This is a genomic window from Mycetocola lacteus (assembly GCF_003667575.1).
In the GTDB taxonomy this organism is placed as follows: domain Bacteria; phylum Actinomycetota; class Actinomycetes; order Actinomycetales; family Microbacteriaceae; genus Mycetocola; species Mycetocola lacteus.
This window is the reverse complement of record NZ_RCUY01000015.1, coordinates 190,216-206,576: the sequence shown is the minus strand read 5'-3', so window position 1 is coordinate 206,576 and position 16,361 is coordinate 190,216. Positions and strand designations below refer to the sequence as shown.

Here is a 16,361-nt window from a genome sequence, read left to right as displayed (position 1 = left end):
GGTCAAATAACGGGTCTTCGAAGACACCGGGCGTGTCACCAGGTAGCGTAGGAACGTTGCCTGTTGGTTACCCTGCCGCAGGCAACACGTTGCATCGTTCCGCGTGCGCCCACCCAGCGCCATACCCAACGGAACACCGCGGCGGCCTCACACTGTGACCCGAACTCAGTACGGAGAATAATTTCATGCTCGGCAGAAAACGCCGCTATTTGGCGCGCCACAAAACCGTTCAATCGCGAGGCTTTACCCCCTGGTCTCGCACCATGGCTATCGTGGCCACCGGAGTCAGCGCACTGCTGGTTGCCGGTTCGCTCGGTACCCTCCCGGCCCTCGCTGCCGGTGATCAGAAGCCCCAGTATCTGGGTGTGGAAAAGAGCGTCAACGCCGGTGCCGGCGACCAGAAATCGGTCAGCCTGAAGCCCGGAGACGAGTTCACCTACCAGATTCGGGTGACCTGTGATGAGGGCGACTGCACCGATGCGGTCCTCACCGACAACCTCCCGGCGGGCCTCGCCGGTTTTGAGGTACTCGAGGTGGGCACGACCGATGCGAAGGTGACGCTGACCGGCGTGAAGCCGGGCCAGGTTCTCGGTACGGCCGAGACCCTCACCGGCACCTTCGGCTTCCCGATTCCCTCGGGCGGCACGGGTCTGCCCGATCAGGGAAGCGTGATCATCTCGCTGAAGCTCCGGGTTCCCGCAAACCTCAGCCCCGACTGGGCATTCAACGGCACCGCGATTCAGAACACAGCGCGTGCCACCTCGACCACCGCGCGCGATGTGAACAGCAGCGCGAGTATCACCGTGGGCATCGAGAAGAAGACCGGGATCGCCACCACCAAGACGTGGGCGCCGGCGAACCAGCAGTTCAAGCCCGGCGACACCTCGACGATCACCCTGGGTGCGGGCAATACCGGCAACGTCGGGGCGAACCAGCTGACCCTGCAGGACCCGAGTGGTGCCGTGGACGGTGCCCCGGCGCTGGCCGCGGACAACCCGTTCTCGATTGTGGACTTCCAGGGCTTTGGCCCGGTCACCCTCGCGCAGGGTGCCACCCAGGTCGCCGTGGACGCCTACGTGTTTGACGGAACCAGCTGGAAGTGGGTGACCGGTGTCCCCGGTCCAGCATCGGCCATCGCGCTGCCCTCGGGCGTGAGCGCGTCGGATGTGGGCGGAATTCGGATCCGCCAGATCGGTGCCGACGGTTCGATCGTGGCGGGTGGGTCCGCCGGAACGATCGCGCTTCAGGTTGCCCAGCGCGAAACCACGCGCACGGCAACCCCCACCAGCCTGGTGGGTGGGGCCAAGCTCACCAACAAGGCTGCGGGAACCGTGACCTACCCGGACCTGGACCCGGTCACCACCACCGCGACCGCGCCGTTTGAAATCGGCGGCCTCAACGTCAGCGTGGGTGCCGGGAAAACCATCGATCCGAGCAAGATTCCCGCGGGCGGCACCGCCCGTGCGCACGTAACCGGTGCAAACACCTCCAACGGTCCGCTGAGCACCCTGGTGCTGAGCGACCTCGACTACTTCTCGCAGAGCCTGGCCTTTGGCGGCTTTAGCGAGGGCATCACCTATCCGCAGGGTGCGACGGCCGCAACCGTGACCTGGGTCTATGACGACACGAGCACCGAGGTGGTTCCCTTTGCCTCGGGCGAGACTCCGGCTGTCCCGGCGGGCAAGGTTGTGACCGGCTTTATCCTCACCTACACCGGTGCCATCGCTAAGGACGCGCAGACCGCCGCCGACTACCTGATCAAGCCGGCCGTGGACTATGTCAACGCCGAGACCGGCAAGGTCTCGACCAAGAACAATCTGAAGGTCACCGGAAAGAACGCCGCCGGGGAGTCCAGCCAGAATGCCTCGGCACCGCTGGACATCCACTTCCCCAAGGTGGATCTGGACCTCAAGAAGACCGTGACCCCGGGCTACCCGGTTGAGCCGGGCGCGCTGGTGACCACCGCGCTTGAGGCCACCACTCGAACCGGCACCGAGCTGGTGCCGTCCACCACAATCGTCATCACCGACGAGTGGACCACGGGGGACAAGACCACCAACTTCTGGGAGGCACACAACCCGGTGCGGGTGGCCCCGACGGTGATTCCGGCGAACACGTCGCTCACCGTGGAGTATAAGGACGCCTCGGGTGTCTGGCACGTCCTGGATGGGACGCCGACCGCCAGCGTACCCAAGGCCGGCAACTTCAGTGCCGATCTGCCCCGGGATGCCGTGGGCGTTCGCTACTCGTTCAGCAACCCCGACGGGTTCGCCCAGGGTGTCATCCTGAAGCCGTACACCACGTTTGAGGCGCGTGAGACCCTGCGCGGCACCGACAATATCCCCACCGCGGTGCCGGCCACGAACCCCAAGCCCAGCACCTACACCAACACCGCGACCACGAAGGCCACCGCCGAACGTCCCGGACTGCCGACGATCACCAGCGATACCAAGAAGTCGCAGGCCACCGCCCAGATTCAGATTCGAACGGATGACGGCTCGGGTATTCCCGGACCGCTGGTGAGCAAGGGGTGGTTCGACGTCACCAAGACCAACAACAAGGTTGGCATCCTGAACGCACAGTCCTCGGATCATGTGCTGACCAAGCTGGGCTGGGGTGTGACCCGCACCGGATTTAGCTCGGTCACACTGAACGAGCCCAATGGTGGGGAAAACACCCCGGAATCCACGGTTTTCCAGGCGTTTGACCTGGTGGGGATCGGGGCCGTCTCGCGGGCTGACGACCCGGCCCTGCACTGGGACCGCGTGAGCACGGTTGAGCTGTTCAACGGCACCGCCTGGACCGAGGTGAAGCCGGCTGGCGGCAGCTGGATGAACGCTGCCGGATTCATCGGGTATCAGCTGACCGATGCCGAGCGCGCCAGCACCACCGGTCTGCGGATCACCGTGGTGCCCGATGTGGATGCCCGGACCAAGAGCACCGATCCGCTGGCCCCGCCGGTGAATAGCGGGATCACGACCTCGGGCGGCGTTACCGCGAGCCGGATCATTCCGGTCGAGTGGAAGCTGCGCAACGTGCTGCGGGTGATTCCCGCCGACAACCCGGACAAGCGCTGGGTGGATGAGCGGGCCCCGTTCAACCTGCCCGCGACCGGATCGATCCGCAACACCCTCGGCGTGACCGGTGTGTATGACGGCCAGAATATCTCCGGCTCGGCCTTTGCCGATATTTCGCTGGCAAACCAGCCTCCGGGAGTCAAGGTCTTCAAGGACGCCAGCGCCGCCAGCGTGGTCCTGCCGAACCTGGCCGAGGTGCCCGAGGGCAAGTTCCCCGTGGTCACCTACCGGGTGGCGGCGATCAACAACTCCACCGCCGCCGCATCCTTCATCCGGGTCACCGATCCCACGATGTGTACGCTGGATAACTGCATTACCGATTCCCAGCGACCGGACTCGGTGATGTTTGGCACGAAGGCGTCGGACTACGATCCGGCAACCAACCCGTTTGAGCTGATGAACCTGCGTAAGCTCACCTTCACGCTGCCCGCCGGACAGGTGGACATCAACGCTTCGACCGTGCAGCTGTGGAAGCGGGATGCGGCCGGCACGCTGAGCGTTGAGACCGTGAGTGTGGCCCAGGCGGGTGCGCTGAGCGCCGCGGCGCTGGCCGATGTGGTGGGTGTGAGTGTGCTCTATCAGGGGACCAACCCCAAGCAGGACGGTGGTTCGATGCTCACCGGAACCCTGGATCCCAAGAACATTGCCAGCTCCAAAAACGTGCTGCTGATGAGTGTGGAGACCCAGGTTCGTGCCCACGACCGCAGCACCGGTGCGCTGGTAACCCCGGCGTCGGTGGATCGTTCGGTGGTGGCCAACACCAGCACCGCGCAGAGCTACGATCCGGTGCTCTACCCGAGCAAGGCCGGAACCGATGCGGCCTCGGCCGAGGTCAAGCTGCTGGATGGTGAGCTTCGGGTGAGTGCCACCAAGAAGATCGCTCCGGCCGCGCTGACCGAGGTGAAGAAGGGCGACCCGGTGACCCTGACCCTGGGTGCCGCCTCGAAGGATAAGGCCGGCGTCGAGTCGACCGTGTCCAGCCGCAAGGTTGTGATTGAGGACACCACGGACGCGTTCTGGAACGCCTATGCGCTGCAGCGCCTGGTCCCGAACCAGATCATGAAGCCCAACGGGGCCGACCGCGTGCAGGTGGATATTCGAACCGGTCTCGGGGCGGATGCCGTCTGGCACCTGGGCACCCCGGCCGCGGCCGCCGCGCTGCCCGCCGATGTGAGCGACCCGCAGACGGCATCGGGTATCCGATTCACCTTCACCAACTCCACCGGTCGGTCCTTCTCAACCACCGCACCGCCGGCGACCTGGAACGCGAGCGCGGTGCTGAACCTCGCCCTGCGGACGCAGACGCTGGATGGTCAGGCGATCGACTTTGCCAAGAAGAACACCATCACCAACACGGCAACCGTCGAGTCCAGCTACAACTACGCCCCGGGTACCCCCGTGGTGTACTCGCCGGCCACCGACAAGTCCCAGGCACCGATCGAAACCGGACCGGGACGCCACTCGCTGAGCCTGAGCAAGACCCCGGCCCAGCAGATCGTGCGGGTGGATGATGTGAACCTCTGGACGCTGAGCTTCACCAACTCGAATGAGTCGTACCTCAACATCACCCAGGTCGAGGACCGGCTGCCCGAATTCCTCAAGTGGGACGAGGAAAACCCGACCTTCGCCACCTCGGCCAACGGTCTGCTCTCGACCCAGGTGAAGACCGCGTTTGATCCCGAGACGCGCAAGATCACCTTCACCTGGCCGAGCGATAAAAACCGGATGGCCCCGGGGGAGAAGTTCACGATCACGCTGAACCTCGCCCTGCAGGCGGGACTTCCGCAGGGTGGTCAGGCGACCAACGCGCTCGTGGTTACCACCGTTCAGGACCTGGATTCCTGCTCGCGCGGCACCAACCAGGGCACCGTTGATGGGCTGGCACCCAACCAGTGCGGCACCACCAACTTCGTCAAGCAGCAGGCGGGTGCGCTGTTCCAGATCAGCAAGAGTGTCAAGGGTGAGCTGGCCGACCCCGACAAGAAGCTGACCTCCGGGGCAACCAACCGGGTGTCCGCCGACCGCGTATGTGCCCCGGATGCCGAGGGCTACTATGGTGCCGACTGTGTGGCCAACACCGTGGTGGGTGCCACCGACGGCTGGAAGCTGCGCATGGTCAACACCGGTGACACCTCGCTGACCACGGCGACCATCCTGGATATCCTGCCGTTTGCGGGGGATAAGAACCTCGTGGCCGGCGACAGCCGTGGCTCGACCTACCGTCCGATGTTTGACGGAGACTTCGGGGTCAAGCTGCGCGATGGTGCCCCCGTGGGAACAACCATGAGCTGGGAGATCACCACGGATCCGCGTGCCCGCGTCTGCGTGGGCGATGGGACCGGGTGGAAGGATGATCCCACCTGTAAGTCGGCTACCTGGCGGATGATGACCGCGGGAACTGTCCTCAGCGATGCCGAGGCCACCGCGGTGTCGGCGATCCGCGTGACCCTGGACTTCTCCCGTGTTCTCGGTGGGCTTGCCCCCGGCAAGGAGGCGGGCGTGGGCTTCCAGACGATCAACGTGCCCGACTCCGCCGATCACGTGGGCGGCGCCCATGTGGACCTGAGCGGCGCGAGCCGCGTGGCCGACGTGGCGATCAACCAGCCGGCCGCGCAGGGCGTCTTCGCGGGTGGTCAGACCCAGTCGCGTGCGTCCAAGTCGGTGGGTGTTCGAATCGCCACCGGCGTGCTGCCGCTGGCGAAGAACTTCACCGGTGAGGCGGCCAAGTACGCACCCGGTGGGGCTTCGGCGGACGTGTCCTGCCGGGTTCCCAGTGGGCGTAACGATGCAACCGGTCGTGCCCAGCTGATGCCGCTGAAGCTTGCCGACACCGGCAAGGTACTCTTCACCAACACCAATCGATTCGCGACCGTCTTCACCGGACTGCCGCTGGGTGCCCTGTGTGACGTGAGCGAATCCGGCGACCGTGGTCTCTTCGGTGAGACCGACCGTTCGGGTGGCGTGAAGAACATTCAGATCGTCGCCGGCGCGGCCTCGGCGCTGCCCACCGTGGCGCTGGAGAACCGTTACGACATGACCAGCCTGAAGGTGACCAAGAAGATTGACACCCTGGCCGATCCGGCGATCTTCGCCAACTTCTCGTTCGACTTTGCGCTCAGCTGCACCGCGGCCGTGAGCAAGATCCCGGTGACCTGGGATGGCGAAGAGGTGCTGAAGTTCTCGCTCACCCCGGGTGACGGGGAGAACGCCGAGCTCTCCCGAGAGGTCACCGGAATCCCGGTGGGTGCCACGTGTGAGCTGACCGAGACCGATACCCGAGGTGCCCAGCACACCACGGTCTCGCTGAACGGGCAGACGATCTCCGAGACCGATGCCGCGGCACCAACCGAGCCCGTGGCCACCCCGAGCGCCGTGTTCACCGCGGCCGCTGCGGATCCGCTGAAGGAGTTCGAGGTTGCCAACAACATTGAGGTAACCAACCGCTTCGACACCGGAAGGCTCTCGATCTTCAAGGAGCTGGCCGGTGCCGGTAAGGACACCTACGGTCAGGCCGAGGGTACCCACCTCACCGCCGCGGTGACCTGCACCTACGGCACCAGCCCGGTGCAGACCCTGTTCGAGGACACGGTTGCGATCACCGCGGGCGAGGCCACGGAGATTGAGCGCGACTTCCCGCTGGGAACCGCGTGCGAAATCACCGAGGTGAACACCGGTGGGGCGACCCACACGGACAACCCGGAATCCGGTTCGGTCATCATCACCGGCAGCGCGGTCACCGCGGACATCACCAACCACTTCGACGTGGGGTCCCTGGAGATCGTGAAAGAGCGCACCGGCAGTGGTGTGGACGCCTTCGGTCAGGGAACCTACACCGCCGCGGTGGTCTGCACCTGGCAGCGTGACGGGGACACCCTCACCGCGCCGCTGGTAAACGGTGGCATCGTGACCCTCGGCCCGGACAACAACTACCGTGCCGAGCTCACCGGAATCCTGATCGGTGCCCACTGCACCGTGACCGAGACCGACGCCGGTCTGGCAACCGCCGTGTCCTACGCCCCCGAGGATGGAACGGTGACCATCACCGATCCCGAATCCACGCAGGACACCGCCCGGGTAACCATCACCAACACGTTCACCACCGGCTCCCTGGAGATCCGTAAGAGCGTGCAGGCACCGCTGGCGGTGACCAACGGCGAGGTGACCTACACCATCGATGTCACCAACACCGGTGAGATCGAGGCCACCGACGTCCCGGTGACCGATGTTCTGCCGACCGGGGCTACCTTCCTGAATGCACCGAAGGGCACCTTCGCCAATGGCGAGGTGCGCTGGAACCTGGAGAAGCTGGCACCGGGGGAGAGCGTGAGCCTGAGCGTGACCGTCGCGTTTGCCCAGCCTGGCAAATTTGAGAACTGTGCCAGCCTGGTCAAGCCGAACGGTCCGTGGTCGGATACCGTCGTGCACAACCCGGGTGCGGACAAGAACGCATCATGCGTCAGCGTAACCGTGGTTCCGGGTAACCCAAACACCCCGCCGAGCGGCGATAACACGGTGATTCCGGGCCTGCCGAACACCGGATCCGATGTTCGAGGAATCATCGGCGGCACGTTGCTGCTGCTGTTGGCGGGTGCCGCGGTAATCTGGTTGGCACGTCGCGAACGATTCTCGAACGCGGCCTAGCCAGGCAACGACGCACGGGCGGAGGGGGTTTCCCCTTCCGTCCGTGCGGTCTTTCGGGGGTTTTCTCCCAGTGAATGTACAAAGAAACCTGGCAGCATGATGTGATTCTTACGTGCCGCAGTGTCGTGGGTTCTCGATGCGGTTACGTCCGCGCGGGCCACGGTGCCCGGCATCCGGAATCCTCGAACTCGTTTTGTTGCCATCCCAGCCCTCCCGAAAGGCCCGCATTGAGTAGCTCCCGTCAACGCCCCTCCCGCGTGCCCGCAGTCAGGCACGGTCAGTTGCGTCGATCGACCCCGTGGATCTCCGCGGCCAAGATCGTGGCCGGTGCGCTCGCCGTTGTTTTGGTGAGCGGTGCCAGTGTGGGGGCCTATGCGGTGTGGGACGTCGTGTCCTCGATTAAGCCCTCGGTGGACCTCGGTAAGGAGTCGCCCCCGCCCAAGTCGATCGACTCGATCGAGGGTGGCGTGAACCTCCTCCTGGTGGGCAGTGACTCGCGTCAGGGGCAGGACCCCAACCTCTTTGGTGACCCCACCAAGGAAACCGGTGTGCTCAACGATGTGACGATGCTGCTGCACATCTCCGAGGACCACAGCGCGGCAACCGTGGTGAGTTTCCCTCGGGACATGTTTGTGCCGATCCCCTCGTGCCCCAAGCCCGAGGGCGGCAACTATCCGGCGATGTCCTCGCAGAAGATCAACACAACCCTGGGTTATGGCGGGCTCGCCTGCACGGTGAAGACCGTCGAGGCACTCACCGGACTGGATATCCCCTATGCCGCCGAGGTGCAGTTCAGCGGCGTGATTGAGCTGTCCAACGCGGTGGGTGGTGTCGAGGTGTGTGTTGCCAAGGGCATTGCCGACCCCTACACCGGAACCTACCTGGATGCGGGTAACCACAACCTGCAGGGCCTGGCAGCGCTGCAGTTCCTGCGCACGCGGCACGGTGTGGGTGACGGTTCCGACCTCGGTCGGATCAGTAACCAGCAGGTCTTCCTGTCCTCGCTGGTTCGAACCCTGCAGTCCAGCAACACGCTGTCCGATCCGACCAAGCTCTTCTCGATCGCCAAGGCCGCGGTGAGCAACATGACCCTCTCCACGAGCCTGAACGACGTCAATACGATGGTCCAGATTGCCCTGGCGCTGAAGAACATTCCGCTGGACCAGATTGTGTTTGTGCAGTACCCCAACGCGATCGTTGATAAGCCCGGCCATAACGGTGTGGAACCGCTGCCGGGGCCGGCCAAGACGCTGTTTGACGCGATCAAGGCCGACCAGCACATCAGTCTCACCGGCGGTACCGGCCTCGGCTCGGTGGTGGAGCCTCCCGCCGGGGAAACGGAAACTCCCGCGACCCCGCCTGCCGGTGGAACCCACACTCCGGCCACGCCTCCGGCCGGTGGCACCCAGACCCCCGCGGCACCGCCCGCTGGCGGATCCTCCACCACTCCGACCGACCCGTCGGCCCCGCCTGCCGTGGTGGAGCTGCCCTCGTCGGTGACCGGGCAGAGCGCCGGCGAGCAGACCTGTTCGGCCGGAAATAAGCGCAAGTAGCCCGATTCGACGGGGCATTCGGAAATTTTCCCGGCCTTTTTCGCGCGTGGATTCGGCGCGGCGGCAAGGTTCCGATATGCTTGCAACGTACCTCGCTCGCGAGGTAAGGAGACGTCGCATAGTGGCCTAGTGCACCACCCTGCTAAGGTGGAGTCCCCCTAAGGGGACCGCGGGTTCAAATCCCGCCGTCTCCGCCACAAATAAAAGCCCCGGCATCCGCTCAGTGAGAGCGAGTGCCGGGGCTTTTGTCGTTTCGGCATGAGGGCGAGTCGGTTTCTCTCCACATGCTGTCCACACCCCCTCCGGCGTTTTGCACACCGGTTTCCACAGGTTTCAACAGAGTTATCCACAATCTGTGGAGAGCGTGTTCGTGGGGTTTCTGATCTCCAGGGTGAGACCCATCTGCTCCGCCAGTGTTTCGGCGGCGGTACCCACCGCATCGCGGAACTGGGCGAGGTTACCCCCGGGCTCGGGAAAGATCCCGTCCACGGCGAGCACTTTGCCGTCTCGGCGCACATCGACGCGCCCCATGAACCTGGTCCCCACCAGGACGCCGAGGACATAGTGGCCATAGACCCGCTTGGACGCTGGCTTATACGCCTCGAACGTGTAGTCGAAGTTGAAGACGCGGCGGCTGCGGTCACGGTCGCGGATCAGCGGATCGAACGGACCGATGAAGCGGGGATCCTCGGGAACGGTGCCGGGGGAATCGACGGCTGCGGTGGTGGCGGGATCGGGACTCAGCCAGGCCGGAGTGCCCCATCCCTCGACCCGGGCGGGCAGCGCATCGCCGTGCTCCAGCCCAAAGCCCGCGTCGGCGGGAACCAGGTTGTAGTGCCGCGCCACATCCGCGGTGGTGGCCACCCCCAGCGAGCGGATGGCGCGATTGGCGAGCCCCACCAGGATCTGGGCACGGGAGGGCACGCTGTCGCGCAGCTCTGCGGGAATGCGGCGTTCGGGCACATCGTAGACGCGGCGGTTGAGTCGGCGGTCGGTGCTGACCACCTCGCCGCGCCAGACCAGGTGCTCGGTAATGCGTTTGCTCTCGGACCAGTCCCAGCCGCCTCCCGCCCGCGGGGCTGTCTCCTCGATGCGGGCGAGGGTGAGGCCGTGATCACTCGCGCGGATGAGCGCGGTGACCCCGGAGAGCTCGGTGTCGCCGGGGGAGTCGCGGCGCAGCGCCGCGGACAGTCGATTGAGCCGGAAGAGTGGCCAGTCCTCGATCGGGATCAGTGCGGACGCGTGTGTGTATGTTTCGAAGGAGATTGCCTCACCGCGGGACCAGAGCTGGCCATCAATCTCGCGTGCTCGGGCGGCACGCGGCAGTCGCGCGAGGCAGGTGAGCCGGTGCGCCCGATCGACGCGGGTCAGTGAGTCCAACTGGATGAGCCCCACTCGGTGCAGAACCGTGCGGGGCTCATCGGCTTGCCCGGGTACGTGGCTGGCAATCACGGCTACGTGGCGGGCGAGCTCGGGGGTGAGGGTGATGGTGTGTTGCGGGGAGCTGTGGAGAGGCACGGAGTCTCCGTTCGTCTAAGCGCCGCCCGAGTCGGGCGGAGCATGCGACACCCTCAGCACGCTGAGGGCACACACCGGGAACGGTGCGGTGCCGACATACCGCGCGAGGGGTTCGCGCCGCCGCACAAAAGTAACCACGCTACCTGTGATTTATGCCCAAAAAAGCTAGGAGAAACCTGACTTTTCAGGCCAAAATCACGGACGTATGTTATTAGTCCACTTGCTATGCGGGGCCGGATCCGAACAGTAATCCGAGCAGGTAGGTCACGCCGGCGGCACCGAATCCGATGGCCAGCTGGCGCAGTGCACGCTTGAGTGGCGACGCCCCACTCAGCACACCGACGATGGCACCGGTGCCCAGGAGCGCGGCACCCACCAGGACGGCGGCGACCAGGACGGCGGCGAATCCACCGAGGCCAAACAGGTAGGGCAGCACGGGGATGATGGCCCCCGAGGCGAAGAAGAGGAAGCTGGAGGTTGCCGCACCCCAGGCGGTACCCAGTGATTCGTGGTCGGCCTCGGTTTCCTCGGCTACCGGAGCCTCCGGGGCACCGTCGTGGGTGCAGGGAAGTCCGGCGAGAATCTCCTGGGCATGATCGATAGATTCGTCCGTCTCCATGCCGCGGGCGCGGTACACCAGGGCCAATTCGTTGGCGTTGATGTCGAGGTGGGGGACCGCGCTCTGCGCCTCGGGGTTCGGGGCTGAGGCATCCAGGAGCTCGCGCTGAGAGCGGACGGATACGTACTCGCCCGCACCCATTGAGAGTGCGCCGGCGAGAAGCCCCGCCACACCCGCGGCGAGCACCACCGAGGTCTCCACTCCGGTTGCGGCCATACCCAGCACCAGGGCCAGGTTGGACACCAGGCCGTCGTTAGCGCCGAAGACGGCCGCCCGGAAGGATCCGGAGAGCTGGATGCGACTGCGCGCCGCCAGGCCCCGGACAACCTCCTCGTGGATGCGCTCGTCGGCGGCCATCGCGTCGGTCGCGTGAACGTCGGCGCCATACGGTGAGCGGGCCTCGGTGCGCTGCATGAGGGCCAGCACAAAGACCGGGCCGAAGTGGCGGGCAAGGAAGCAGCGGAAGCGGGTGCGGAGGGCCACCGGGCGGGGCTTGCCCGCGTTCTCGCCCAGCAGGTCGAGCCAGTGCTGTTCGTGGCGGCGTTCGGCCTCGGCGAGTGAGGTGAGGATCTCGCGTTCCTCGCCACTACGGGCGTCGGCGAGGTCCTGGTAGACGGCGCGCTCGGCGCGCTCGTCGGCGAGGTACCTGCGCCAGCGGCGGATCTCGGTGGGGGTGGGGGTTGTGGTCACGATACGGCTCCTGGCTTTGGGCCGAAGCGCTTGGATGGCGGCTTCGGCTACGGTCAATAAGTAGCCGAAGGTCTCGCTCGCCCCGCGTGCGGGGTGGGCTGCCGGGCTTGCGCCAGTATGTCGACAGACCGCTTTGCGATTGTGAAAATCGCCAGTGGGAACTACTCCCCTTCGTTCAAGCCAGTGTAGCGTAAATGGCTCTGACCAGGGATTCGGTGCACCGAACTTGTGTTTTCCCTACGCGGTCTGGGCGATTTCTGCCGCCCGGATCACATCGTGCAGGGTTTCGCGCAGGTTGGTGAGCTCGGGCAGGCTCATCCCCAGGGCCTCGATGATGCGCGGGGGAATCTTGGTCGCCTGCTGGCGCAGGTCGCGACCGGTTTCGGTGAGCTCGATATCGAGCACTCGCTCGTCCCGAGTGCTGCGAGTGCGCGTGATCAGGCCGGCATTTTCCAGGCGCTTGAGCAGAGGCGAGAGCGTCGGTGGCTCGAGGGCGAGAGCCACGCCGAGATCCTTGACCGAGCGTGGACTGGATTCCCAGAGGGCGAGCATCACCAGGTACTGGGGGTGGGTGAGGCCCAGTGGTTCGAGGATCGGGCGGTAGAGCGCCAGCACGTTGCGAGAGGCCACCGCCAGGGCGAAGCAGACCTGGTTCTCGAGTGCGAGGAGGTCGTCTGGGGTGGTGATGTTCTCTGACATGTTCCCAGTGTAACAAAACAGGTGTACGCTAATAGTTATGGCACGAACTAAAGGTGAGCCCGGGCCGATTCGGGCCGCGGGTGGCTTTACCAACTGGCTCAACGGAAAGCTGCGTCCCTACATTGGGCCGCCGCCCCTGGGCCCGTACAACGAGGAGCCGCTGCCGGATACGGCCGAGGCCGCCTGCCCCCTGTGTGGGCATCCGATGTCGCAGCACATCGTGGACCGCAGTGGTGAGCGCACCCAGCTGCACTGTCCCAAATAGACCCCTTACATAACAAAGGTCGCACCCGGTTGGGTGCGACCTTTGTTATGTTGTGGGCTGTTGTATTGTCGGCGAGGAGCCGAGGGCTTGGTTAGAGCGCCACGGGGAACCGGCTAGAGGTTGGAGGAGGTTGCCCAGAGGTTCACACCGGTGTCTCCGGTACCCACGGCCTCGTCAATGTCGGCGAGCTCCTGAGCGGTGAACTCCAGGTTGTCGAGGGCGCCGAGGTTCTCGTCCAGCTGCTTGACCGAGGAAACCCCGATCAGCGCGCTGGTGGCCCCACCCTCACGCAGCACCCAGGCGATCGCCAGCTGAGCCAGGCTCTGTCCACGACGCTGGGCGATCGCGTTCAGGGCGCGCAGGCGGGTGATGTTGTCCTCGCTGAGGAAGCCGTCCAGGAACGAGGTGCGTGCAGCCGAGGGGGCGGCACTCGGGTCCTGCAGGTACTTATCGGTCAGCAGACCCTGGGCCAGCGGAGTGAAGGCAATCGAGCCGAGCCCATTGGTCTTCAGGGTGTCCAGCAGGCCGTCCTCAACCCAGCGGTTGACCAGCGAGTAGGCGGGCTGGTGGATGACCAGCGGGGTGCCTAGCTCGCGGGCCGCGGCGATCGCCCGCTCGGTCCGCTCGGCCGAGTAGGACGAGATACCCACATACAGGGCCTTGCCCTGACGCACGGCCGTGTCGAGGGCGCCGATGGTCTCCTCAACCGGGGTGTCGGGGTCCACGCGGTGCGAGTAGAAGATGTCCACATAGTCGGTGCGCAGGCGCTCGAGGGACTCCTCGAGACTGTTGAGCAGGTACTTACGGCCACCAAAGTTGCCGTAGGGGCCCGCCCAGTGCGGCCAGCCGGCCTTGGTCGAGACGATCAGCTCGCTGCGGTACGGCTTGAAATCCGAGTGCAGCAGGCGGCCGAAGTTGTACTCGGCCGATCCGCCGGGAGGGCCGTAGTTGTTCGCCAGGTCGAAGTGGGTGATGCCGCGATCAAACGCGTGGGTGAGGATCTCCCGCTGGGTATCAAACGGGCGGTTGTCACCAAAGTTGTACCAGAGGCCCAGGGAGATCGGGGGCAGCAGCAGCCCGCTGTTTCCCACCCGACGGTAGCCGAGGTGGGTGTAGCGGTCCGCGGCGGCGCGGTAGGGCTGGTGGATATCGGGATCGTCGGCGCTGAAGCGAACCTCGTTGGTCATTGCTAGTCCTTCGTGATGTAGGTGGAGAGGGGGAGGAGGAACGAGGTTCCGGGTGCCGCGGCACCGGGCTCGACCCTGCGGTAGTCGGCCACATCGTGCAGGGTCGCCGCACGCACCTGACGCCGAATGGTCACCGGCGAGGTGACCGGGGTACAGCGCAGGTCGATGCGCGGGTTGGCCTCGGCGGCCGCATCCAGGGTGTTGTCCGAGTGGGTGGTACCGATCAGGTCGCCGCGATCCACGGTGACCTCGGAGAAGCGCACCGGACCGGTCGAGGTGAGGCGACTGGCGCAGGCATCCCAATCGCCCAGGTAGTGGGTGCCCGGGCGGCCATGCTCGAGGATGATGGTGTGGAACCCGGAGGCCGTGCGCGCGCTAATCAGCATGACATCGCCCGCCGCAGCCCCCGGGCCGAGCATCGCTCGACCCTCAAGGCTGAAGGTGTCGGGGCCGGTGACCGTCAGAATGGGTGCGTCGGGAGCGGGCTCGGCGAGGGCCCAGATCCACTCCTCGGCGGCGCTTCGGGTCAGCCACGGGCAGCGCTCTCCCGAGGCCGCGGTGGTGACGAGCAGGGTCAGCGTGCGGTAGTGGTCGGCCAGGATACGGGCGAGAACGTCATTGTGCTCGGCCAGGACCTGAACAACCTCGGTACCCAGGCGCAGGGGTGCGCCGGTACCGCCGTGTTCGCGGGGAATGGTGAGGGAGGCCAGGCCGCTCTCGCGCAGCAGATCCAGCGCGGCGCTCGGCTCGACGCCGCGTGCCTGCGCGGCCACGCGGGTGGCAACGGCTCGCCAGTGAGCCGGCGTAGCGGGGCTGGGGAGGATGCTGTTGGGGGTCATCGTTCGCTCCAGGGTTGATGGTCTGTGCCCCGAACCTAACAGGGCTGGCAGTGGCTGCCAAGAGGGTGTGTAACACGAACGGTTGGATTCGATCAGTATGACTAAACATGACCTGTTATGACAATCCGCGGTTGCGGACGGTCAAGCCGCTATTGTCATGGGTATGGTGTTGCGTCGCTATCGCTGGTCGATGATCCTGGCTGTGCCGGCCGGGTTCGTGATCGGTGTGGTGTGGGGGATGATGCTCACCGGGGGAGACCTGGTCGCCTGGGGTGAGTTTGTGTTGTCGCTCGGGTGGTTTTCTGCCTTTATAGCGGCGCTGGCCGCGTTCGGATTATTTCTGGGGGTGCACCTCGGGGACCGAGAGCTACGGCGTCGGATTGGATCCCGAGTGTTGCTCGGGGCCGCGGGCGCCGCAGGGGTTGTCTTTACGACGTTACTCCTGATTGGCCTGGTCACGCAGATTGTTGCTAATCCAGGGTATGCGAATCCGCTGGCTTTTGTGGTGCTCTGGGCCATTCCGATTTCGTTGGCGTCAGGTGTCGTGGCGGCGCTCGCCGTGTTGGCCACCGACGCCGGGTATCGAAAGCTGCGGATTCTCGCATGATGTCGGCGCGCGAGACGGTGTGGAGGCGGTACTGGCCGCTGGCCCTGATCGCGTTGCCCGAGGGCTTTGTGCTGGGTGGCCTCTACGGTTTGGTGACCGTGGGGGTTGCCAGCCCCGCACAGCTCTGGCCCACCTTTGCCGGTTTTGGGCTGGGCGGACTGCTGTTTACGGTGCCCGCGGTGATGGGATCGGCCCTCGCGCTGTGGCTGGGTGATCGCGGCCTGCGCCACACCCTGCGCGCGCGGGCGCTTCTCTCGGCCCTGGGTGCGGTCTTTGGTGTGGCCGTGATGGTCTTGATTTTGGATGTGGTCACGAGCCTGCAGGTGGTGGGGCAGGATTTCGGACTGCGCTCGGTACTGATCGTTGTGGTCCCCCTGGTGGGGCTTCCGGCGGCGCTGGTCGCGGCCGGTTCCGTGGTCGCCTGGGAGTGGCGACTCCGGCCTCGGAAGCGGTCTTCGACCACGGTCTGAAATTCCGCGGAATCACGCGCGACACGTCGAAGAAAAGCCTCGATTGGCGCGAGCCAAAAAGCTGCGCTAAGCTATCTAACGGCCCGAGGGTGAGAAACAAGCCCGAGGCCACAACTGAAAAATGCGCCCGTAGCTCAACGGATAGAGCATCTGACTACGGATCAGAAGGTTGGGGGTTCGAATCCCTCCGGGCGCA

At 65.4% G+C, this 16,361-nt stretch carries 10 protein-coding genes and 2 tRNA genes; 7 read left to right on the top strand and 5 right to left on the bottom strand.

What is annotated here, in order from left to right; all coding sequences use genetic code 11:
* The first annotated feature begins 263 nt into the window (after positions 1–263).
* The 3 genes from D9V34_RS16360 (at position 264) to D9V34_RS16350 (ending at position 9,468) form a co-directional block, all read left to right on the top strand.
* Positions 264–7,718, top strand: a complete 7,455-nt coding sequence (locus tag D9V34_RS16360) for a DUF5979 domain-containing protein (RefSeq protein ID WP_183092013.1) — start codon at positions 264–266, stop codon at positions 7,716–7,718.
* Between the two features lie 257 nt (positions 7,719–7,975).
* Positions 7,976–9,271, top strand: a complete 1,296-nt coding sequence (locus tag D9V34_RS16355; RefSeq protein WP_245992059.1) for an LCP family protein — start codon at positions 7,976–7,978, stop codon at positions 9,269–9,271.
* 107 nt (positions 9,272–9,378) lie between these two features.
* Positions 9,379–9,468, top strand: a tRNA-Ser gene (locus D9V34_RS16350).
* Between the two features lie 145 nt (positions 9,469–9,613).
* Here D9V34_RS16350 and D9V34_RS16345 read toward each other — a convergent pair.
* From D9V34_RS16345 to D9V34_RS16335, 3 genes are all read right to left on the bottom strand, one after another.
* Positions 9,614–10,789: a DNA glycosylase AlkZ-like family protein gene (locus D9V34_RS16345; RefSeq protein WP_121689523.1), complete on the bottom strand. Its 1,176-nt coding sequence runs from the start codon at positions 10,787–10,789 to the stop codon at positions 9,614–9,616.
* A gap of 223 nt (positions 10,790–11,012) precedes the next feature.
* On the bottom strand, positions 11,013–12,101 hold the full coding sequence (locus D9V34_RS16340) for a VIT1/CCC1 transporter family protein (RefSeq protein WP_121689599.1): 1,089 nt from the start codon (positions 12,099–12,101) through the stop codon (positions 11,013–11,015).
* Between the two features lie 234 nt (positions 12,102–12,335).
* Complete coding sequence (locus tag D9V34_RS16335) at positions 12,336–12,797, bottom strand: MarR family winged helix-turn-helix transcriptional regulator (RefSeq protein WP_121689522.1); 462 nt, start codon at positions 12,795–12,797, stop codon at positions 12,336–12,338.
* A 37-nt stretch (positions 12,798–12,834) separates the two neighbouring features.
* Between D9V34_RS16335 and D9V34_RS16330 the strand changes: the two genes are divergently transcribed.
* Positions 12,835–13,062 carry a hypothetical protein gene (locus D9V34_RS16330; RefSeq protein ID WP_081864149.1) on the top strand — a complete coding sequence of 76 codons (228 nt, stop codon included), beginning with the start codon at positions 12,835–12,837 and terminating at the stop codon, positions 13,060–13,062.
* Between the two features lie 113 nt (positions 13,063–13,175).
* On the opposite strand, the gene D9V34_RS16325 is transcribed toward D9V34_RS16330, so the two are convergent.
* Both D9V34_RS16325 and D9V34_RS16320 read right to left on the bottom strand, forming a co-directional pair.
* The gene (locus D9V34_RS16325; RefSeq protein ID WP_121689521.1) at positions 13,176–14,249 is read right to left on the bottom strand and encodes an aldo/keto reductase; all 1,074 of its coding nucleotides are present in this window, start codon (positions 14,247–14,249) and stop codon (positions 13,176–13,178) included.
* Positions 14,250–14,251: 2 nt separating this feature from the next.
* The gene (locus D9V34_RS16320) at positions 14,252–15,088 is read right to left on the bottom strand and encodes an acyl-CoA dehydrogenase family protein (RefSeq protein ID WP_121689520.1); all 837 of its coding nucleotides are present in this window, start codon (positions 15,086–15,088) and stop codon (positions 14,252–14,254) included.
* 157 nt (positions 15,089–15,245) lie between these two features.
* Here D9V34_RS16320 and D9V34_RS16315 point away from each other — a divergent pair, with 157 nt between their 5' ends.
* From D9V34_RS16315 to D9V34_RS16305, 3 genes are all read left to right on the top strand, one after another.
* Positions 15,246–15,695 (top strand): hypothetical protein, encoded by a 450-nt coding sequence (locus D9V34_RS16315; RefSeq protein WP_121689519.1) that lies wholly within the window; start codon positions 15,246–15,248, stop codon positions 15,693–15,695.
* Positions 15,692–16,165, top strand: a complete 474-nt coding sequence (locus D9V34_RS16310) for a hypothetical protein (RefSeq protein ID WP_147441719.1) — start codon at positions 15,692–15,694, stop codon at positions 16,163–16,165. The genes D9V34_RS16315 and D9V34_RS16310 overlap by 4 nt, the downstream gene beginning before the upstream one ends.
* Before the next feature lie 123 nt (positions 16,166–16,288).
* Positions 16,289–16,361: transfer RNA gene (locus D9V34_RS16305), tRNA-Arg, on the top strand.

Coding starts and splice junctions, on each gene's coding strand:
- D9V34_RS16330 (WP_081864149.1), top strand. CDS start 12,835: ATGGCACGAACTAAAGGTGAGCCCGGGCCGATTCGGGCCGCGGGTGGC.
- D9V34_RS16320 (WP_121689520.1), bottom strand. CDS start 15,088: ATGACCCCCAACAGCATCCTCCCCAGCCCCGCTACGCCGGCTCACTGG.
- D9V34_RS16310 (WP_147441719.1), top strand. CDS start 15,692: ATGATGTCGGCGCGCGAGACGGTGTGGAGGCGGTACTGGCCGCTGGCC.
- D9V34_RS16360 (WP_183092013.1), top strand. CDS start 264: ATGGCTATCGTGGCCACCGGAGTCAGCGCACTGCTGGTTGCCGGTTCG.
- D9V34_RS16315 (WP_121689519.1), top strand. CDS start 15,246: ATGGGTATGGTGTTGCGTCGCTATCGCTGGTCGATGATCCTGGCTGTG.
- D9V34_RS16335 (WP_121689522.1), bottom strand. CDS start 12,797: ATGTCAGAGAACATCACCACCCCAGACGACCTCCTCGCACTCGAGAAC.
- D9V34_RS16325 (WP_121689521.1), bottom strand. CDS start 14,249: ATGACCAACGAGGTTCGCTTCAGCGCCGACGATCCCGATATCCACCAG.